We start from the raw sequence: 19,840 nt of genomic DNA on the forward strand, positions 1-19,840 counted from the left end.
CCCTTTCGCTTGCCGATGGGGCTGCGGGTGGCTTCGACGATGACAGGGTTACCCATTCCGTCAGGCTAGAACACGTTTCATAAGCCTGACAAGCTGCGATGCAGCCACACCTTTGATCTGCGGTGGAGGCATGTTTTACTGGCACTAGAACACGTTGCAATTGAGGAGAGCTTTCCTATGCCCGGCCCGAACTCATGTCCGATCTCGCCAGACTTCGATTTCCTCGACGCGAGCCTGAATCTCGAGCGTCTCCCTGTCTCTGAACTCGCCGCGCTGCGCGAGTCCGAGCCGATCCACTGGGTCGACGTGCCACAGGGCACCGGTGGCTTCGGGGACAAAGGCTACTGGCTGGTGACCAAGCACGCCGACGTCAAAGAGGTGTCCAAGCGCAACGACATCTTCGGCAGCTCGCCGGACGGCGCCATCCCGACGTGGCCGCAGGGCATGACCCGCGACGCCATCGATCTGCAGAAGGCCGTCCTGCTGAACATGGACGCCCCGCAGCACACCCGGCTGCGCAAGATCATCTCCCGTGGTTTCACCCCGCGCGCAGTCGGGCGGCTCGAGGAGGAGCTCAGGAACCGCGCCCAGAAGATCGCCGAGACCGCCGCGGCCGAGGGCTCCGGCGACTTCGTCGAGCAGGTGTCCTGCGAGCTGCCGCTGCAGGCCATCGCCGGGCTGCTGGGGGTGCCGCAGGAGGATCGGGACAAGCTGTTCCGCTGGTCGAACGAGATGACCGGCGGCGAGGATCCCGAGTTCGCCGATGTCGATCCGGCACAGTCGTCGATGGAACTGATCACATACGCTATGCAGATGGCCGACGAGCGGAGCAAGAACCCGACCGAGGACATAGTCACAGCGCTGATTGAGGCCGACATCGAGGGCGAGAAGCTATCCGACGACGAGTTCGGCTTCTTCGTGATCTTGCTCGCGGTGGCCGGCAACGAGACCACCCGTAACTCGATCACTCACGGCATGATCGCGTTCTCGCAGAACCCCGACCAGTGGGAGCTGTACAAGAAGGAACGGCCGGAGACCGCTGCCGACGAGATCGTGCGCTGGGCCACCCCGGTGTCGGCCTTCCAGCGCACCGCTCTCGAGGACACCGAGCTGAACGGGGTGAAGATCAAGAAGGGCGAGCGGGTCGTGATGTCCTACCGTTCGGCCAACTTCGACGACGAGGTGTTCGAAGATCCCGAGTCGTTCGACATCCTGCGCAATCCGAATCCTCATGTCGGCTTCGGCGGCACCGGTGCGCACTACTGCATCGGCGCCAATCTCGCGAAGATGACCATCAATCTGATCTTCAACGCCGTCGCCGACAACATGCCGGATCTCAAGCCGATCGGCGAGCCCGAGCGGCTGAAGTCGGGGTGGCTCAACGGCATCAAGCACTGGCAGGTGGACTACACCGGCACCGGCTGCCCCGTCTCGCACTGACGCAGTCAACTCATCCAGGATCAAGGAGGATTCGGGTGGATTTCAGTCCGGATGAAGGACAACAGGCTGTCGCTGATGTGGTGACGTCGGTACTGTCCCGCGACAACAGGTGGGATGCCCTGGTCGCCGGCGGCGTTGCTGCTCTCGCGGCACCCGAACGTCTCGGTGGCGACGGTCTCGGCCTCGCGGAGATCGGGACCGCCCTGACAGAGATCGGTCGGCACGGCACCGTCAGCCCGGCACTGGCCACCCTCGGCGCGACGGCCGCGCTGCTGGATCTGGCGTCCGATGCCCAGCAGGACCGTTATCTGGCGGGGGTGGCGAAGGGTTCGGTGCTCACGTTCGCGCTCAACGAACCCGGCGCGTCGCTGCCTGATCGGCCCGCGGTGTCGCTGGCCGGAAACAAGCTCAACGGCACCAAGGTCGCCGTCGGCTATGCCGGACAAGCGGATTGGATCCTCGTCAGCACCGACGGCGGTGTCGTGCTGGTGCCGGGCAATGCCGACGGACTGACGGTCACCAAGACCCCGACCTCCAACGGCTCCGACGAATTCGTGTTGTCCTTCGCCGATGTCGCGGTCTCCGGGGACGACGTGCTCGACGGCGCCACACCGCGCCGGGTGAACCACCTGGTGTTGGCCGCGGTCGGCGCCTTCGCCGCCGGGTTGGTGGCCGGAGCGTTGCGGCTCACCGCCGACTACGTCGCCACCCGCGAGCAGTTCGGCCGGCCGTTGTCGACGTTCCAGACCGTGGCCGCCCAGCTCTCCGAGGTCTATATCGCCTCGCGGACCATCTCGCTGCTGGCCACCTCGGTGGTGTGGCTGCTCTCCGAAGGGCGGGCAGACGATCCGGCTGCCGAGGACGACCTGGCCGTTCTCGGGTACTGGCTGGCCTCGGAAGCGGCGCCCGCGATGCGGATCTGCCATCACCTGCACGGCGGAATGGGTATGGACATCACCTACCCGATGGACCGCTTCTACTCCTCGATCAAGGATCTCACCCGATTCCTGGGTGGCCCCTCACACCGCCTCGACCTGGTGGGAGCGTAAATGTACATCGAACTGACGCCCGAGCAACGGCAGCTGCAAGCTGAACTGCGGCAGTACTTCTCGACCCTCATCACGGCCGAGGAGGCCGAGGCGATGGAGTCCAACCGGCACAACGAGGCCTACCGTGCGGTGATCAAGCGGATGGGCTCCGACGGGAAACTCGGCGTCGGCTGGCCCAAGGAGTTCGGGGGATTGGGCTTCGGCCCGATCGAGCAACAGATCTTCGTCAACGAGGCCAATCGGGCAGACGTCCCGTTGCCGCTGGTCACGTTGCAGACGGTGGGCCCGACGCTGCAGGTCTACGGCACCGACGTGCAGAAGAAGAAGTTCCTGCCCGGGATCTTGTCCGGCGACATTCATTTCGCCATCGGTTATTCCGAACCCGACGCGGGAACAGACCTCGCGTCGCTGCGCACGACTGCCGTGCGTCATGGCGACGAGTACATCGTCAACGGTCAGAAGATGTGGACCACCGGCGCCCATGACGCCGACTACATCTGGCTCGCCTGCCGCACCGACCCGGAAGCCGCAAAGCACAAGGGCATCTCGATCCTGATCGTCGACACCAAGGACCCGGGGTTCTCGTGGACCCCCATCATCCTGTCCGACGGTGCTCATCACACCAACGCGTCGTACTACCAAGATGTCCGGGTTCCCGCCGACATGCTCGTCGGTGAGGAGAACGGCGGCTGGAAGCTCATCACCACCCAGCTCAACCACGAGCGGGTCGGGCTCGGCCCGGCAGGGCGTGTCGCGGGCATCTACGACCGGGTGCGTGAGTGGGCCTCCAAGCCGGGCTCAGACGGTGTGACCCCGATCGAGCACGCTGACGTGGCGCGGCTGCTGGGGCAGATCAAGGCCATCTGGAGGGTCAACGAGCTGCTCAACTGGCAGGTGGCGGCCTCCGGTGAGACCATCGCGGTCGCCGATGCCGCAGCCACCAAAGTCTTTTCGACCGAACGCATCCAGGATGTCGGCCGGGTGGCGGAGGAGATCGTCGGAAAGTACGGCAACCCGGCGAACCCGGATACCGGTGAGCTGCTCGCCTGGCTGGACACGATCACCAAACGCAACCTGGTGATCACGTTCGGCGGCGGTGTCAACGAGGTCATGCGCGAGATGATCGCTGCGGCAGGGCTGAAGGTCCCGAGGGTTCCCCGATGAGCGCTTGCGCGAAGAGGAGACGGCCCCGATGAGCGCTTGCGCGAAGAGGAGAAAGCAGCGCTAATGGACGCAGTCGAGGACATCAAGGCCGCCGCCGAACGGGTCAAGGCCGAAGGTAAGAGCAAGCCGCGCACCGGGCGCCACCCGGTCAACCAGCCGATGGTCGAGCACTGGCTCGACGCGATGGGCGACAAGAACCCGATCTACGTCGACGAAGAGGCGGCCAAGGCCGCCGGCCATCCCGGTGTCGTCGCACCGCCGGCGATGATCCAGGTGTGGACGATGATGGGGCTCGGTGGTGTCCGTCCGGATGACGACCCGCTGGGCAGGATCCTCGAATTGTTCGACGATGCAGGCTATGTCGGTGTGGTCGCCACCAACTGTGAGCAGACCTACCACAGGTATCTGCGCCCGGGTGAGGAGGTCAGCGTCGCCGCCGAGCTGACCGACGTCATCGGCCCCAAGCGCACCGCGCTCGGTGAGGGGTTCTTCATCACACAGAAGATCACGTGGCACTGTGGTGATGACGAAGACAGTCCAGTAGCCGAGATGATGTGGCGGATCATGAAGTTCCGGCCGGCAGATCAAGATGCGCCCGCCTCGGCGGTGCCCGAGGATCTCGACGCCGCTTCGATGATGCGGCCCGCGTCGTCGAAGGACACCAAGTTCTTCTGGGACGGTGTGGACGCGCACGAACTGCGGATCCAGAAGCGTGGCGACGGCACCCTGCAACACCCGCCGGTTCCGGCTTTGTGGGCGGACAAAGAAGCGCCGACCGACTACGTCGTGGCCAGCGGAAAGGGCACGGTGTTCAGCTTCGTTGTGCACCACGCCCCGAAGGTCCCGGGCCGCACGTTGCCGTTCGTCATCGCGCTCGTCGAACTCGAAGAGGGAGTGCGGATGCTCGGCGAGCTACGTGACGCTGACCCGGCAGAAGTGGAGATCGGAATGCCGGTTCGCGCAACATATATCGACTTCCCCGAGGGTGATTCGGGTCCCGCGTGGACGCTCTATGCCTGGGAGCCTGCGAAATGAGCGCCCCGGTGGCAGAGGTCGGGACCAAGCTTCCCGAGCTCAAGCTCTACGGTGACCCGACGTTCATCGTCTCGACGGCCATCGCGACGCGCGACTACCAGGACGTGCATCACGATCGGGACAAGGCGCAGGCCAAGGGGTCCAAAGACATCTTCGTCAACATCCTGACCGACACCGGTCTGGTGCAGCGCTTCATCACCGACTGGGCGGGCCCTACAGCCATCGTCAAGTCGATCGGCCTGCGACTCGGGGTGCCGTGGTACGCCTACGACACCGTGACGTTCACCGGTGAGGTGACCGCCGTCGACGGTGACCTCGTCACGCTGAAGGTGACCGGCAGCAACAGCCTCGGCGACCACGTGATCGCCACCGCCACACTCGTCTTCGGGGGTGCCGCATGACCGACACCTTGTCCGGCAAGGCGGCGATCGTCGGTATCGGCGCCACCGACTTCTCGAAGAACTCCGGCCGAAGCGAACTACGGCTTGCCGCCGAGGCGGTGCTTGACGCACTCGACGATGCGGGCCTGAGCACAGCCGACGTCGACGGCATGGTCACCTTCACCATGGATTCCAACACCGAGGTCGCCGTTGCGCGGGCCACCGGGATCGGGGAGTTGAAGTTCTTCTCCAAGATCCACCACGGTGGCGGCGCAGCCTGCGCGACCATCCAGCAGGCCGCGATCGCGGTGGCGACCGGGGTGGCGGAATGTGTTGTGGCATATCGCGCCTTCAACGAGCGTTCGGGGATGCGCTTCGGCCAGGTGCAGATGCGGCTGGTGGAGAACGCCGACTCCACCGGTGTCGACAACTCGTTCTCCTATCCGCACGGGTTGTCCACGCCCGCAGCGCAGGTCGCGATGATCGCGCAGCGCTACATGCACCTGTCCGGGGCGACGAGCAAGGACTTCGGTGCGGTATCGGTGGCCGACCGCAAGCACGCGGCCAACAACCCGAAGGCCTACTTCTACGGCAAGCCGATCACGATCGAGGATCACCAGAGCTCACGGTGGATCGCCGAGCCGCTGCGGCTGCTGGACTGCTGCCAGGAGACCGACGGCGGTGTCGCCCTGGTCGTGACGACGCCCGAGCGGGCCAAGGACCTCAAGCACCGGCCCGCCGTCATCGAGGCCGCGTCCCAGGGAGCCAGCCCGGACCAGTACTCGATGGTCAGCTATTACCGGCCGGAGTTGGGGCTGCCCGAGATGGGTCTGGTGGGAAGACAACTCTGGGCGCAGTCCGGGCTGACACCGGCAGACATCCAGACCGCGATCCTCTACGACCACTTCACCCCGTTCACGCTGATCCAGCTCGAGGAACTCGGTTTCTGCGGGCCGGGGGAGGCCAAGGACTTCATCGCCGACGGAGCCATCGAGATCGGCGGCAGGCTGCCGATCAACACTCACGGCGGCCAGTTGGGCGAGGCCTACATCCACGGCATGAACGGCATCGCCGAAGGGGTGCGCCAACTACGTGGGACGTCGGTGAACCCGGTGCCCGATGTGGAGCACGTGCTGGTCACCGCGGGAACGGGCGTTCCGACGTCCGGGCTCATTTTGGGGTGAGCCTTTCGCGTCCGCGCTGCGACGCGCACTACCCTTGGCCAGATGAGCTCCCACGAGCCAGGACCGGACGATGACGACACCGGGCCGCTGCACCTCGAGAGCGCACGGGAACAGACCGCGGACCCGCGGGACCGTCGTTTCGACCAGCCGCTGTCGGTCAACCCGCGGCCGGTGCATCGGGATCGCAGACCCGTCGTACTGATCGCCGCGGCGACGGCTGCGGTCGTGGGTCTCGGCGCCATCACATGGCTGTTCTGGCCGTCGGCGGACGAGTGGGGTGCGTCGGGATCCGACACCACGACCCCCGCCGAGCCGGAGTCCGAATCGCTGGAGGAGGCCGAGGCTCGGCTGATGGGCATGCTGCCGCGCGGCTATCCTGCGGCCGCGTGTGAAGGCGTTGTCCCGTCGAAAGGTGCTCTCGCCCAGGTCAGTTGCAGCCAGAACGCCGACCCCGGTGGGCCTCTCAGCGCTACCTACACCCTGGCCGGGGATGAGGAATCACTCCAGGCGATGTTCGATGGCGTGGTCGGTGGGCTGTCGGTGGTGAACTGTCCGGGAAACATCCAGTCTCCGGTTCTCTGCCCGACAGGCGTGTCGAACGCCTTCGGGGATTTGTGTCGGTGATGATGAGGGCAATGCGCTTGAGGTGAGAGGGAGCCGGGGATGGCTGGTGATTCGGCTGATGGTTGGACTCTTCATTTCTACGATTTCCGCAGACGGTTCGATTCGGTGGACAACGTGATTCCAGGGGTGGGTGACGTCGAGTCCTGGGCGAAGCGCAACGGAGCGCGTGATGGCACTCCCTTCTTTCTGGATCCGTGGGGCCGGGCGGATGCGTTGGTCAACGCCTACTGGCGAGATCCACTGGTGAGGGGACGGGCCACCGCGACTGTGCGTCGTTACGCCTTGTCGTTGAAGGTGTGGCTAGATTTTCTGCACGTCCTGGGCGTTCGATGGGATCAGGCTTCGCGATCGGAACTTGCTGCGTTCAAGGAGTGGCGTTTATCGGCGCAGGAGAACCCGCAGCATGTGAGCGCCAACAGCTTCTGTGTCGATCGCGCGGCGATCCGCGGTTTCTACTTGTGGGCAGCCGAGCAGCACGGAATCGACAACCCCGTCCGAGCCCGTGCGATTGCAACGTCGTGGGTCACTGGAGGTCACGCCGCGTTGGAGAGCACTCCCTCGGGTATAAGCAGATCCGACGTGAAATGGCTGACCCCGCAGGCGTTTCGGTTGTGGCGCAATCTGGGGTTGCGTGGTTTCACGATGGAGGGCTTGCCGCGCCAGGATTGGCGGGGAGTGACTGAGGATCGCGACGTCGCGTTCGTGGAGGGGTTGTTCGGGACAGGTTTGCGAATCGGCGAGTGGTCCAGCATGTTAACCATCGAGGTGCCGAAGCCGGGTTCTGAGGGACTTGTGCGTTCCCGCGTTGCGTCGTGTTGTGCGAAGGGTGGTGGCGGCCGCACGTTCTGGATGCGGCGCCGCGTGACCCAGCACGTTCACTTCTATCTGCAGGAAGGTAGTCGCACCGCCGCCGTCGCTCGCGCGCAGTGCGCCGGTCGGTATGAGCACATTGCGGATCGATGGATGGTCCAACACGTACGGCGGGATGGGCAACTGGAGGTTGTTGACGAGAAAGGATCGCGTCGTACGGTCCGGCTGGACGCACTGGGGCCGTCATCGCGAATGAGGCTGTTCGGTAGGGGTCCTGATGGTCTGGAACCGTTGTGGCTGTGGCTCAATCACGACGGGTCGCCTCGCCCAAAACACGCCTGGTACAAGACATTCGACCGCGCGAACACCAGAGCCGCGAAGATGCTTGCGCAATCCGGAAGTTCGCCGCTGTGGTGTCGTCCTCACATGCTGAGGCATTCGTTTGCGCTGCGCTGGTTTTGCATTGCGACGTTCGTCGCGTGGCGCCGGACCGACATGTTGACCAAGCAGGAGCAGCGTGACTTTCGCAATCAGCTTGGTGATGTCTGGTTTCTCCTGGCGACACTTCTCGGGCATCGCAGTGCTGAGGTGACGCGCAGCGTCTATCTGGAGCCGTTTCAGGTATTGCAGGTTGAGGAGCTGATCGCGCTGATGGATGCCGATGATCGGGAATCCCTGGAGCGTCTGGTCGCAACAGTGGGTCTCGGTGAGTCGCGTGTCCTGACGGGTCACACATGACCGGTCGCCGTGCGGCACTGCCGGATCCGGCGTGGCGACCCGTAACGCGGCGACGCGGGCTGATCGTGACGTTCGTCAGCGAAGACGGCACGCAGTTCAAGGATTTCGACTTCGGTTGCCTGCCTTCCAGCGACGGAGTCCGCCACGACTTCGCGATCGCGTTCGAGGACGCCACCGGCGCGCTGGGCGTATCCAAGCGATTACGGGGTGCCGGCGCACTGTGGCAGGCCGCCAGGCATGCCTGCTGTTGGCTGGCCGACAACCGGGCAGGAATTCAAGGATTGGCTGGGTTGTCCGCAGCAGATGCCCGGCTACTGGCTCTTTCGTGTCGGGTACCCAGCGGCCCTGGCCCGTTGCATAGCCTGAGGACTCTGCTGCGCTGCAGTCCTGTCGTCTCCGACGAGGCACGCCAGGCATTCACGCGCGTGCGCCACCAGAAGACGAACACGGCACGACAACCCTATTCCACCGATGAACTCCGCCGAATCACTGTCGTCGCACGGGGAATGGTTCGCCGAGCGCGCGCCCGACTGCAGACTCATTGGGCAACGGTCGCCGACTTCCGTGCGGGACGGTTAGATCACCTTCCTCGCGCGGACCCGAGCCGTAGTCTGGCCGAGGCACTTGATCACTGCGCCCGAGAGGGCGATTTCCCCCGCACTGCTTCGGGTGCACGAGCTTTCGTGACGCGACGGGCGGTGACCGCGGCCGGTGGAGGCCGACTACTGCCGCTGCTACACCTGAATCCCGGCGAGGCATGGGCATTTGGTGTTCTCCTGGCTGCACTGACCGGGCTGAACCTGTCGACGCTGGATTCGATGCCCGCCCCACACCGCCATGCCAGCAGCCCAGAAGAACCCGGCATCGTGTTCGTCGACACCGACAAGCCCCGACGCGGGAAAAGGTCGGCCATGACGGTGCCGGTGACCGCGCTGCGCCCCGAACTGCGCCCGCTTGGTGGCGACAAGCGGCGCACCGCGGTGGCCAACACCTCGCTCACCACGGCCTACGGGGTCTTCATGTCGCTGCTGGAAATGACCGAACCGGCCCGCGTGCTGACAGGGAGTCAGCGCGCCTTCATCTACTACAGCGCCCAACCCGACCACGGCGAACAGAAGCTGTTCGGATACGGGATCAGCAGCACCGCTTCAGGACTCGATGCTCGACGCCGTTGGATGGCGCCATGGCTCACCGGTAATGCCGAGCATGACGAGTTGCTCCTTGGGATCAGTATGGATCGGCTACGCAAGACCTACTTGGAGCAGGTCCGAGTGCCAATCGCTCATACGCCGGCGACGTTGGCGCGTTATCTGGGGCGCATGGGCCCGGTGCGCAACGAGGGGTTCCAGATCGTGGCCGAGGCCCTCGATGAGCAGGTGACCCTCGCTCTGGCCCGACGCACCATGGCGTTGTATCCAGAGAGCCACGACGACGGATCCGGGCAGGACGCCGTGCTGGGCAACTGCGCTGATTTCGAGCACTCACCGGTCGACGGGAAACGGTGTCGCCAGTCGTTTATGGCGTGCCTCGACTGCAGCAACGCTCGCGCCTTCCCGCGACACCTCCCTGTTCAATTAGTCATAGCTGACCGGCTTCGCGACCTGCGCAGGGTGTTGCCGCTTGAACAATGGATCGCCGATCACGCGGGCCCGCTCGCACAACTGGACGATATCTTCGCCCAATACGAGCCAGCCCAGCTCGCGTCAGCCCGGGCCGAGATCACCGACGACGATCACCGGACGGTCACCCTTCTGCTGGCCGGAGACCTGGAAGCATCATGACCCGCGCCGCTGAAGCACTCGACACCGTGGCCGGTATCGACATCGCCCCCGAAACGGAAGTCCTGCGCAACCGCACGCTCCATGTCGAGGGGATCCGAAGCCGATTCGGGGACCCGGTGTGGGATCTCTTCCCGGCGATCGAAGACCGACACACCGCAGGACAAGCCGTGCACTGGGAGGGGTTCCCGCCGCCGTTTCGCCACGCCTGCAAGCTATATCTCTTCGCCCTGCTGAACATCGTCGAGGACGCGCCGCGGCTTGACAGTGCCCGATCGCTTCATCCGCACATCAAGACGGTCCTGGGCGAGCTGGTGCCGTTGCGGCGGTTCACCACGTGGCTAACGGGCAAGGGGCTGACATCGTTCACTGCGGTCAGCACCGAACACCTCGACGACTACTTGCGCCATGTCACCGACACCACCGGTGACAGCGCCGGAACCAAACGCTGCGCGCTGCAAGCGGTCAAACGGCTACACCTCTACCGGGAGGCTCTGCCCGCACAGTGTCGGCTCCCCGCGGGCCCGTTGTGGGGTGGTGCCAGCGCACGTGGACTCGCCCGCTACGAGTCCTCCTGGGGCAAGCCGAACACGACTCCTCGTATTCATCCCGATGTCATGGAACCGCTGCTCTCGGCGGCGATTGCGGTCACCCACACGGTCGCAGCCGATCTGCTTCCCGCCGCGCGCAACCTGCTCGCGATGCGACACCTCGCCCACCAGATCGCCCCCGCCATCCGCCGGGCTCCAGCTCGCACGGTGTCGGTATTCGAGACCACTAAGGCCCAACTCGAATGCTTGCTTGCTGCACTCGACCGCGCCGACGCCTCGCTTCCGGGTATCCGCATGGGTGAGGTGACCAGTGTCGACCTGATGGGGTTGGCCGTGGGTGGATGGATGCACCACACCGAACTGAAACGCATGAAGGAAACGCCGGTCATGTTGGCGTCGTCCGGTTTGCCGATCGACATGGACATGTTGCGCGCCAACTCATTCAGCCCCATCGGCACCCGCCCCTGGCGTGAAGAGCCAATCGACGCGCGCGGACTCGTCGGTCTGCTGCGTCACGTCACCGTTGCGTGTTTCATCGTGATCGCCTACCTCTCGGGTGTGCGTACCGGCGAAGCGCTCAACCTGCGGCGCGGCTGCATCAGCCGGGACCCCAAGCTGGAGCTGACCTTCATGTCCGGCCAGCAGTTGAAGGCCCACGACGGGCGCCGGGACCGATCCCCTGCCACTATCCCGTGGGTGGTGACCGATGAAGCCGCCCACGCCGTCAGCGTGCTGGAGCAGATCACGGTCAGCGACCTGCTCTTCCCCGCATTCAGTATGTGCTCGCAGGAGCGATTCCTCTTCGGCGCCAGCCGCACACGAACACCCGGCTCTATCAACACCGACATCACCAGATTCATCGATTGGTTCAACCACGAGGTCGCCCCAGCAGTCAGCCACCCGCTGATACCCGCCGATCCGCACGGCAGTATTCAGGTACCGCGCCTGCGACGCACCCTGGCATGGCACATCGTCCGGCGGCCTGGTGGAACGATCGCCGGTGCCACGCAGTACGGCCACCTGCACACACAAATGGTCCATGGCTATGCGGGCGGCGCGGATTCGGGATTTCACGATCACATCACCTTCGAGCACTTTCTGCACCGTGCTGAGACTCTCCACGACGATGCCCAACAACTTGAGTCTGGAGAACACGTCTCTGGTCCGGCTGCCGGGGAATATCGGGCACGCATCGGGCGGGCAAGCACGTTCGCGGGCCTGGCAGTGACCACCACCAGTCAGATCAACGCCGCGCTATCGAACCCGGCCCTGCAGATCCACCACGGCGCGGTCCTCACCTGTGTGTTCCAACGCGCCACCGCGGCGTGCCTGCAACCCAGCGACCGCTCCGATGAACCCTCCTGGAGTCGATGCCGGCTCGGCTGCGTCAACGCCGCCCGCACCGACCGCGACGCTGCCCGCCTTCGCCAGCACGTCGGCGCACTCGAGCAAGATCTGGCAACGCCAGGACTGCCCGAACCTCTGCGGCGACGCATTCAGACGCGGTTGATCGAGCACCGAAAGGCCCTCACGGACCACGAATGCAGCCGCTCGACGACGGACCCACACCAGGACGAGGAGAACCAATGACCGTGGTGCCCGACGCCGCCGCCCGAAACGATGAGGAGCGCCAGCTGGTCCAGGCCGCTATGGGCCGCCTACGAGACAACAACGCCCAGCGGAGCAACGGCGCACACACTGTCGTAGCGCTGGCCGCCGAATCGGGCGTACCACGCCAGAGACTCTACGAACATCACAGCGATTTGCTCAACGAGTTCAAGGCGACGGTCGGGTGTGGACCCGTCGCCCCGAATGTCGAGGCCGTGCAGCGACAGCTTGCACAGGCCCGTGATCACAACCGGGAATTGGCTGCCGACAATGCTCGGCTGCGGGGCAAGATCCAGACCCTTGCAGCGGTGATCACCGAACTCACACATGACGCATCCGGTGCCAACGTCGTTGTTTCGATGCCTCGAGAACACCTGGAGCGGAGCCGCTGAAGGACTGTCGCCAGATCTTTGAAGCGTTCCGCCAATGTTGAAGATTGCGACGTGGTTATCGACTTGTGAGGCGCCAAGTGCTTGGACGACGATGCAGCCGCGACAGCGGCTCACGAGATGAGGGGTTACTGCAGCGCGCCGACCGGTACGTCGTCGCCGTCGTCGACCGCGCCGACGGGTACTTCGCTTTCGTCGGCAGCCAAATCGTCAGCTACCGCCATGGGTTCGACCCCGTCATCGCCTGATCGGCGGCGAATGGCCAGCACGGCTTCGACACCGAGCACCACTAGCAGCGATACGCCGAACGTCGGGTAGAGAACACCCAGCACGATTGCAGCAATTGACACTGCCTTCACTGCCCCCTTGGGCGTGGCGGCGCGGGTGGCCGCGTTGGCGGGGCTGGGCAGACCGGTGCCTCCTGCTGGTCGGCGTTTCCACCACATCAGGAATCCAGTTAGCACGCTAATCAGCACGCCGAGGCACGCGAGGGTCGCGGAGATGCGGGTCAACACACCGAGTTGGTTGCCCATGTGCATCGCGATGCCGAAACTCGTCAACCGCGACAGTGCCCCGTCCTGGGCGGCGGTGGCATTGGTGATGGTCGCCCCGGTGAACTGATCGAGGTACAGCGTCCGTTGCTCGGAGAGTTTCTGCGGCCAGCGGTTGACCACTGTGTAACTGCCCCAGGTGGTTTCGCCGCCCTCGGTGGAATTCGACGGCGGGATGATCGCGTACCCGGGCACCATGTGCTCGTCCTTGGCGATGCGGTCGATGTCGGTGAACGACAGCGGCGCCGACACCGGGCCGCCAGGCTGCGAGGCGTAAATCGGGTCGTCGGTGGCCGCCCACGCGATGCGTCGGCCCAGCCGGTCGTAATCGCCCATCTTCGCCGGCGTCGACGGTGCGTCGATCGACGTCGAGGGGGCGACGGTGGACGAGAACGCGCGCCAGTTCTCGCCCCAGTAACGCGACCAGGTCAGCCCCGAGAGGACGTAGCAGATGAGGATGACCGAGAGCACGACCCCGGTCAGCGCGTGCAGGTCGCGCCAGCGGATCCGGCCGCCTTTGCGCCACCGGATCTTCAGCAGGGGCTTAGCGCTTTGGATGGCCCTGGGCCACCACAGGTAGAGGCCGCTGCCCAGCAGCACCAGGATCCATCCGGCGGTCACCTCCATCCAGAGGTTGCCAACCCCGACCGGAATGGTGGCGTCGGGATAAGCCGAGGGGTTGATCAGGTGTCCCAGCGACGGCAGCTGTACCTTCGGGCCGTCGTTGCCGAACATCCGGTGCAGTTGGTTGGCGTATCCCACCAGGCCGGACAGCTCGCTGCGCTGTCCCAGATACTGCCCGGTGTAGGGGTCGACGAAGACCTGGGTGACGTTCCCCTCGCCCGCTGGATACTCGGGAGCGTCCGGGGGCAGGAAGTCCACCCGCGTCGAGTGTCCGGGCGCGTCGGGCGGGTTGACGGCGTCGAGGGTGTAGTCCGCGCCGACCTGCTGCTTCGCGACGGTGACCTGCTGGTCGAGCGGTACCGTTTCCGGTCCTTGGGTGACCGTTAGCAGGTCGCCGTTGAGCCAGCTGTCCAGCGGTTGGCTGTACAGGATCACCAGCCCCGTGCACGCCAAGACCACCAGTACTGGCGCCGCGAACAAACCGACCCAGAAGTGCAGACGCCAGATTCGGCGCAGCACTGCCGCGTCGCCGCTGCGCGTCGAAGTTGCAGTCGAGCTCAATTGAATTCCCCTCGGGCTGGGCGCACTGACGGCGGGCTGGCAGACATTGCACGTTCAACGGCATTAGTCGTGTCGCTGGGCGTCGTGGTTCCCGGTGCCAGAAATCAGGTCTTCGCTACCAGGGCCGTCAGCTCTCTCGGTCAGTGGGCCTTCTGGCGATGGACTAGTCCGAGCAGGACGTCCACGGCGAGAAAGGCCGCGAGACTGATCCCAAGGAGGGGGATGAACCATCCGATCGCAGCAGCGATGATCACCACGGTGACTGCGGCACCGGGTGGCAGCTGCGTCAACACCCCGCGGCGAGGGGGACGCCCGACCGCACCGCCCCTGGAAGTGGGCCTGCGCCGCCACCACATCAGGTAGCCGCGAAGGATGACGGTGACGAGCTCGACCGCGAGTGCAACGAGCAGGAGCTGATTGACCAGCCCGAAGAGCGAGCCGATGTGGAGTTGAATGCCCCAGGCCGACAGTTTCGCTGCGAGCGGCCAGGCGGCGAACCACGTCGCGTCGGTGATCCGTCCTGTCGCACCGTCGACGGCGACGGCGTTGTTCGACATGACCCACGGCTGGCGGGTCTGGGCCACCGTGAACGCGGTGCCGGGTTGCGAGGGAATGCTCACCTCGACCTTGCCTCCGATGCCAGCCGCCTGCGCGGTCTGCACCACGTTGTCTAGGTCTTCGACCCGCGGCGCGGAAGTCGTTGTGGCCTGTTCGGGTTCGCCGGCCGCGCCGTGGTCGTGCCCGGGTTGGGCTGGCTCCTCAGTCGTCGCTGCGGTCGCGCTCTCGGGTTCGACGGTGGTGGAGACCGTCGGCGTGGTCCACGACATTGCCGCGCGCAGGGATGTGATGTTCGCGCCCGCGTAGGTCGACCAGGTCAGTCCGGTCGCGGACAGGAACACTAGGCCTGTTGCGATCCAGAGGCCGACCGTCCCATGCCAATTGAGGGTCAGGGCTCGTCCCCGTGCGCTTCGGTCCACGGTCAGCAGGCGAGCCTCGGCGGGACGACGGATATTGGTGCGGCGGTATCGGCTGACCTACAGGGCGACACCGGCGAGGGTGATGATCCAGAGCCAGGACGCGGCGAGTTCGCTGTAGATGCGGCCGGGGTCGCCGAGGTGAAGGCTTCGGTGCAGGTTGCTGATCCACGTTCGTACGGGCAAGGCGCCGCTGCTGCCGTAGACGGTCAACTCCCCGAGGGATTCGCCCTTCACCGGGTCGACGAACACGCCAAGGCGTTCGGAAGGGCCGAGCGTCGGATCGCTGAACATGACGCGGGTGGTCTCGCCAGGCTCGGTCGCCGGTCGTACGGCGGTCACGGTGAGATCGGGACGAACCCGTTGCGCGATGCGTACCTGATCGGACAGCGGCAGGGCGGGGCCGTTCGAGTCGACGTGGAGATGATCGCGATAGACGAACTGTTCGATGCTTGGTGCCACCGCATACAACCCACCACTGAGTGCCGCGACCAAGAGAAACGGACCGACGAACAGGCCGGCGTAGAAGTGCAACCGGAGGAAGAAGGCGCGGTACCCGGACGTGTCCGATGTCGATGTCGAGATCTGCCGTTCGGTGTCGGTGCTGGCCATCGCAGGCTAGGACTTTCAGTTGCAGTTTGGGTGGTGGGGACGTGCCACCTGGGGCACCCGCCAGGCGAGCGTCACCGTCTCACAACCGGCGTCACCTGCGCAAAGGGGATGGCGCCGGGAACCAATGGGGCGCGAAAGACGACTAATGCAGCCCTGACGACGCGGCTTCGATCGGCGGGTGCGGGGAACAATCCGGTATTCATCGGCGACTATAGAAGGGTGGAATGCGAGGTGGCCCGGGACGCGCTGTCGGCGCGGATCGACGGCGAGCGTGAGCCGGTGCCCGCTGCCCGGGTGGACGAGCATCTCGCTCAGTGTGCTGACTGCCGAACGTGGCTCGACGGGGTGACCGTTCAGGCTGCGAGCCTTCGCCGGATGGCTCAGCGGCCGGTAGCGCTGCCGCCGATCGCCCACGCGCGGGTCGGCGTGCCGTCGCGTCTGCGGTCGTCCTGGCGGCGGTGGGCGTTGCTGGGCGTCGGCGTCGTGCAGATCGCCGTGGGCTCCGTGCAGGCCCTGGGGTTGAGTGTCGGGTTGAGCCACGATCACGGCATGGGGTCTGGTGGTCATTTGTTGAACGAGTCCACGGCATGGACGATCACCCTTGGCGTCGTCATGGTCGGCGCGGCGGTCTGGCCAAGCGCGGCTGCGGGACTGGCCGGTGTGCTGAGCGTATTCGTGGGCGTACTGACGGCCTACGTGGTCGCCGATGCGATGTCGGGAGCGGTGACCGCGGCGCGGGTGCTGACACACCTCCCGGTCGTCGTCGGTGCCGTTCTGGCAATCCTGGTGTGGCGACACTCCACCAGCCCACGGCCTGAAGCGCACGTCGGGGAACCCCAGGCAGAGATCGTGTTACCGGACAACGCTTCCCGCGGTCGAAGGCGTGGGCACCTGTGGCCCACCGACGGCTCGGCCGCGTGATCGCTAGAGCATCGCATCGAACGTGATGGCCATTCCTGCGGCCATCATCGCCTGGGCGATGGTCCCGAGGAATCGATGCGACGGTTGCGACGGTTCGGCCTTGCGTGCGACGAAGTACCGGTAGAGCCACCAGAGCGCTGCGAAAGCGAAGCCCACGGTGCACAGCCAGTTGACACCGGTGATGAACGGTGGAGTCCCCGCGCTGTTTGCCGCGGGCATCCCCATCCCGGGCATGCCGGGCATCGAATGATGCCCACCAAGGCCCCCGGCCTGGCTCGCACCGCCGCTCGGTGCGGGCAGCAGACTGCCGCTCATGACGGCGTACATCCACACCATCGCCAGCATCATTGCCGCGTGGTAGGCGTTGATCCCGCGGTGCCCTTGATGGGCGAGGGTCAGGGCGACGAACCAGAGCGCCGCCGCCGCGAAGAGGAGCATCGGACCGGTCGTGGGCAGTGCCATTCCCCAGGGCCAGGCCATTACCACCATCGCCAGGGCCATCACCACGTGCAGTGATTGGCTGGCGACGTGTGCCCACACTCGTCGGGCGGTGGTGATGGCGTAGACGCATTCAGCGGCGCTCAACACGAATAGCGTCGTGACGATCCAACGCGGAAGGAGATCTTCGATCATCGTGTCATCACCGACGAGTGGGAGGTCGGTGCCGCGCGTGAGTCACTGCAAGGTCGTCTTTCGTCGGGTGGATGGGGAGACGTCGTGGTTCGTTGTCCAATGGTCGTGCCCAGCCAGCCGAAAGTTCCGGCGTCCGCCGATCACTACGACGTACGGTCGTAGTCTTGACGGATCTGATGCGTTTCGGTGAAAGGTCGCAGTAGTGGCGATTCGTCCAATTCCCTGGCTCGTCGCCGGCTACGTGGTCGCGGTCGCGGGATTGGCCTGGTACGTCACCGCCACCGGCGAAGGGGTTTACGCATCGACGGGCGACTCCTACCCTGGCGGCGGCACGGCGTTGGCCGAGCCGCTGGGGTACTTCACCGCCACGCTGGCCGGTGCCCTGTCCTTCGGTGGGCTGATGTACGTCCTCATCACTTCGCGCCCGGACGCGCGGGGAGTGATCGATGAACGGGCCTTCCGCGCACACCTGCTGGTCGAGCGGGCGTCGGCGCTATGGGCGCTTACCGCACTCGCAATGGTGGCAGTCCAGGCGGCCAGCGATGCGGGTGCGCCGGTGGTGCGACTATTCGGCAGTGGAAGCCTCGGTGACGCCATCCTCGCCTCGGAGATGGCACGGGCGTGGATCGCGGTGGCCGTAGTAGCGCTCATCGTGACCGCGGCGGCGCGACTGTCCGTGCGGTGGGTCACTCACGTGGTGCTCCTGGTGCCGGCCGTGGTGGGGGTCGTGGCCGCGCCCGTCAGCGGGAACGCCGGCCAGGGCCCTGACCACGATTACGCCACCAGCGCTGCCATCGTGTTCGCCGTCGCACTCGCCGCCCTGGTCGGTCTCAAGGTCGTGACGGCGCTCTGGCCACCCCAGGAGTCTCTGAACCTCCGTGTGCAGATCAGCGAGATCATTAGTGGCGCCATCGTTCTCGCCTACGGTGCGATGCTGCTGGCATCGTTGCTCGGCCCCGGCGGGCTGACCGGAACGGGATACGGACGTGCCGCGGCAACCGCGGCAGGCCTGGTCGTGACGGTGTGGGCGAGTGACGTCGCCTCCCTCGTCGCGCATCGGCGCAACGGGAGCGCTCCCAGCACGTTGCGACGCTCGGCGGGCGCAGTTGCCGGGGTCGCCGTGGTGGCGCTGGTCGCCTCCATGGCGACACAGCCTGCCCCCCGGCTGCTCAGCCATGAGTTCACGACGTGGGACATCTTCCTGGGCTACGCCCTGCCCGATCCGCCCAGCGTGACGACGATCCTGACGACATGGCGCTTCGACACCTTCATCGGGGTCGGCGCCGTCGTGCTGGGCAGCGCGTACGTGCTGGGCTACGTCCGACTGCGTCGACGCGGCGACCGCTGGCCTGCGGGTCGTCTGGTGGCCTGGGTCGCCGGCTGTCTGATGCTGTTGTTCACGAGCAGTTCGGGTGTCAAGGCCTACGGATCGGCGATGTTCAGCGTGCACATGGCCGAGCACATGACGTTGAACATGTTCGTCCCGGTGCTCCTGGTACTGGGCGGCCCGGTGACGTTGGCGTTGCGGACATTGCCGTCGGCCGCCGAGGGTCGCCCCCCCGGCCCGCGGGAATGGCTGCTGTGGCTGGTGCACTCCAAGGTGACCGCCTTCTTCTCCAACCCGATCGTGGCGTTCGTTCTGTTCGTGGCCTCGTTGTACGCGGTCTACTTCACCCCGATCTTCGACACGTTGATCCGCTACCACTGGGGGCACGAACTGATGAGCGTGCACTTCCTGCTCGTCGGCTACCTGTTCTTCTGGGGGATCATCGGCATCGACCCCGGCCCTCGAAGGCTTCCTTTCCTTGGTCGGCTCGGACTTCTGTTCGCCGTCATGCCCTTTCACGCGTTCTTCGGCATCGCGACGATGACGATGGATACCGCGATGGGTGAGCAGTTCTACCGATTCGTCGGTCTTCCGTGGTTGTCGAGCATTCAGAGCGACCAACATCTCGGCGGCGCGATCGCCTGGGGGTCGAGCGAGCTTCCGGTGATCCTGGTGGTGGTCGCGCTGGTCGCACAGTGGGCGCGCCAAGATCGTCGGGCGTCCGTTCGCTCCGACCGGCATGCCGACTCCGACTATGCCGACGACGAACTCGACGCTTACAACGCGATGCTGCGCGAACTGGCCCGCGACCGTCACTGAGGAAGAAATACCCGCCAAACTGCTGATATGGGGATCGTTTTGTCAAGTGGGCAGGGTGAAGCGGCGGC

At 65.4% G+C, this 19,840-nt stretch carries 15 protein-coding genes and 1 pseudogene; 13 read left to right on the plus strand and 3 right to left on the minus strand.

Annotated elements, in window-relative coordinates:
• Positions 1-177: 177 nt before the first annotated feature.
• From WA944_RS22870 to WA944_RS22920, 11 genes are all read left to right on the plus strand, one after another.
• A complete protein-coding gene (locus WA944_RS22870; protein ID WP_526369288.1) occupies positions 178-1,440 on the plus strand; it encodes a cytochrome P450 in 1,263 nt (420 codons plus the stop codon).
• A 35-nt stretch (positions 1,441-1,475) separates the two neighbouring features.
• Complete coding sequence (locus WA944_RS22875; RefSeq protein ID WP_526369290.1) at positions 1,476-2,489, plus strand: acyl-CoA dehydrogenase family protein; 1,014 nt, start codon at positions 1,476-1,478, stop codon at positions 2,487-2,489.
• Positions 2,490-3,653 carry an acyl-CoA dehydrogenase FadE29 gene (fadE29, locus tag WA944_RS22880; protein WP_526608502.1) on the plus strand — a complete coding sequence of 388 codons (1,164 nt, stop codon included), beginning with the start codon at positions 2,490-2,492 and terminating at the stop codon, positions 3,651-3,653. It begins immediately after the preceding gene.
• A 63-nt stretch (positions 3,654-3,716) separates the two neighbouring features.
• The gene (locus WA944_RS22885) at positions 3,717-4,688 is read left to right on the plus strand and encodes an OB-fold domain-containing protein (protein WP_526647381.1); all 972 of its coding nucleotides are present in this window, start codon (positions 3,717-3,719) and stop codon (positions 4,686-4,688) included.
• Positions 4,685-5,089, plus strand: coding sequence for a MaoC family dehydratase (locus WA944_RS22890; RefSeq protein WP_526647382.1), 405 nt, complete (start codon positions 4,685-4,687; stop codon positions 5,087-5,089). Before WA944_RS22885 ends, WA944_RS22890 begins: the two co-directional genes overlap by 4 nt.
• Positions 5,086-6,252: a 17-hydroxy-3-oxo-4-pregnene-20-carboxyl-CoA lyase gene (gene ltp2, locus WA944_RS22895; protein WP_526608508.1), complete on the plus strand. Its 1,167-nt coding sequence runs from the start codon at positions 5,086-5,088 to the stop codon at positions 6,250-6,252. The genes WA944_RS22890 and ltp2 overlap by 4 nt, the downstream gene beginning before the upstream one ends.
• A 42-nt stretch (positions 6,253-6,294) precedes the next feature.
• Positions 6,295-6,876 carry a hypothetical protein gene (locus WA944_RS22900; protein WP_526647383.1) on the plus strand — a complete coding sequence of 194 codons (582 nt, stop codon included), beginning with the start codon at positions 6,295-6,297 and terminating at the stop codon, positions 6,874-6,876.
• Between the two features lie 39 nt (positions 6,877-6,915).
• The gene (locus WA944_RS22905) at positions 6,916-8,424 is read left to right on the plus strand and encodes a site-specific integrase (protein ID WP_526647384.1); all 1,509 of its coding nucleotides are present in this window, start codon (positions 6,916-6,918) and stop codon (positions 8,422-8,424) included.
• A gap of 65 nt (positions 8,425-8,489) precedes the next feature.
• A complete protein-coding gene (locus WA944_RS22910; RefSeq protein WP_526647385.1) occupies positions 8,490-10,205 on the plus strand; it encodes a hypothetical protein in 1,716 nt (571 codons plus the stop codon).
• A 614-nt stretch (positions 10,206-10,819) separates the two neighbouring features.
• Positions 10,820-12,343, plus strand: coding sequence for an integrase (locus WA944_RS22915; RefSeq protein ID WP_526647386.1), 1,524 nt, complete (start codon positions 10,820-10,822; stop codon positions 12,341-12,343).
• The gene (locus WA944_RS22920) at positions 12,340-12,753 is read left to right on the plus strand and encodes a hypothetical protein (protein WP_526647387.1); all 414 of its coding nucleotides are present in this window, start codon (positions 12,340-12,342) and stop codon (positions 12,751-12,753) included. Before WA944_RS22915 ends, WA944_RS22920 begins: the two co-directional genes overlap by 4 nt.
• 125 nt (positions 12,754-12,878) lie before the next feature.
• On the opposite strand, the gene WA944_RS22925 is transcribed toward WA944_RS22920, so the two are convergent.
• A complete protein-coding gene (locus WA944_RS22925) occupies positions 12,879-14,486 on the minus strand; it encodes a PepSY domain-containing protein (RefSeq protein WP_526647388.1) in 1,608 nt (535 codons plus the stop codon).
• Positions 14,487-14,626: 140 nt separating this feature from the next.
• Positions 14,627-16,072 (minus strand): annotated as a pseudogene (locus WA944_RS22930) (PepSY domain-containing protein).
• Between the two features lie 219 nt (positions 16,073-16,291).
• Between WA944_RS22930 and WA944_RS22935 the strand changes: the two are divergent.
• Positions 16,292-16,993 carry a zf-HC2 domain-containing protein gene (locus WA944_RS22935; protein WP_526647389.1) on the plus strand — a complete coding sequence of 234 codons (702 nt, stop codon included), beginning with the start codon at positions 16,292-16,294 and terminating at the stop codon, positions 16,991-16,993.
• A 3-nt stretch (positions 16,994-16,996) separates the two neighbouring features.
• Here WA944_RS22935 and WA944_RS22940 read toward each other — a convergent pair whose 3' ends face one another.
• Positions 16,997-17,581 carry a DUF5134 domain-containing protein gene (locus WA944_RS22940; RefSeq protein ID WP_526647391.1) on the minus strand — a complete coding sequence of 195 codons (585 nt, stop codon included), beginning with the start codon at positions 17,579-17,581 and terminating at the stop codon, positions 16,997-16,999.
• 247 nt (positions 17,582-17,828) lie between these two features.
• Here WA944_RS22940 and WA944_RS22945 point away from each other — a divergent pair, with 247 nt between their 5' ends.
• The gene (locus WA944_RS22945; protein WP_526647390.1) at positions 17,829-19,772 is read left to right on the plus strand and encodes a cytochrome c oxidase assembly protein; all 1,944 of its coding nucleotides are present in this window, start codon (positions 17,829-17,831) and stop codon (positions 19,770-19,772) included.
• The last annotated feature ends 68 nt before the right edge of the window (positions 19,773-19,840 follow it).

This window comes from Mycobacterium sp., from assembly GCF_049683355.1.
Classification (GTDB): Bacteria; Actinomycetota; Actinomycetes; order Mycobacteriales; family Mycobacteriaceae; genus Mycobacterium.

Bases quoted from the DNA above. Each gene is read 5' to 3' on its own strand.
- WA944_RS22870 (WP_526369288.1), top strand. From the start codon at position 178: ATGCCCGGCCCGAACTCATGTCCGATCTCGCCAGACTTCGATTTCCTC.
- fadE29 (WP_526608502.1), top strand. From the start codon at position 2,490: ATGTACATCGAACTGACGCCCGAGCAACGGCAGCTGCAAGCTGAACTG.
- WA944_RS22885 (WP_526647381.1), top strand. From the start codon at position 3,717: ATGGACGCAGTCGAGGACATCAAGGCCGCCGCCGAACGGGTCAAGGCC.
- WA944_RS22890 (WP_526647382.1), top strand. From the start codon at position 4,685: ATGAGCGCCCCGGTGGCAGAGGTCGGGACCAAGCTTCCCGAGCTCAAG.
- ltp2 (WP_526608508.1), top strand. From the start codon at position 5,086: ATGACCGACACCTTGTCCGGCAAGGCGGCGATCGTCGGTATCGGCGCC.
- WA944_RS22900 (WP_526647383.1), top strand. From the start codon at position 6,295: ATGAGCTCCCACGAGCCAGGACCGGACGATGACGACACCGGGCCGCTG.
- WA944_RS22905 (WP_526647384.1), top strand. From the start codon at position 6,916: ATGGCTGGTGATTCGGCTGATGGTTGGACTCTTCATTTCTACGATTTC.
- WA944_RS22915 (WP_526647386.1), top strand. From the start codon at position 10,820: ATGGAACCGCTGCTCTCGGCGGCGATTGCGGTCACCCACACGGTCGCA.
- WA944_RS22920 (WP_526647387.1), top strand. From the start codon at position 12,340: ATGACCGTGGTGCCCGACGCCGCCGCCCGAAACGATGAGGAGCGCCAG.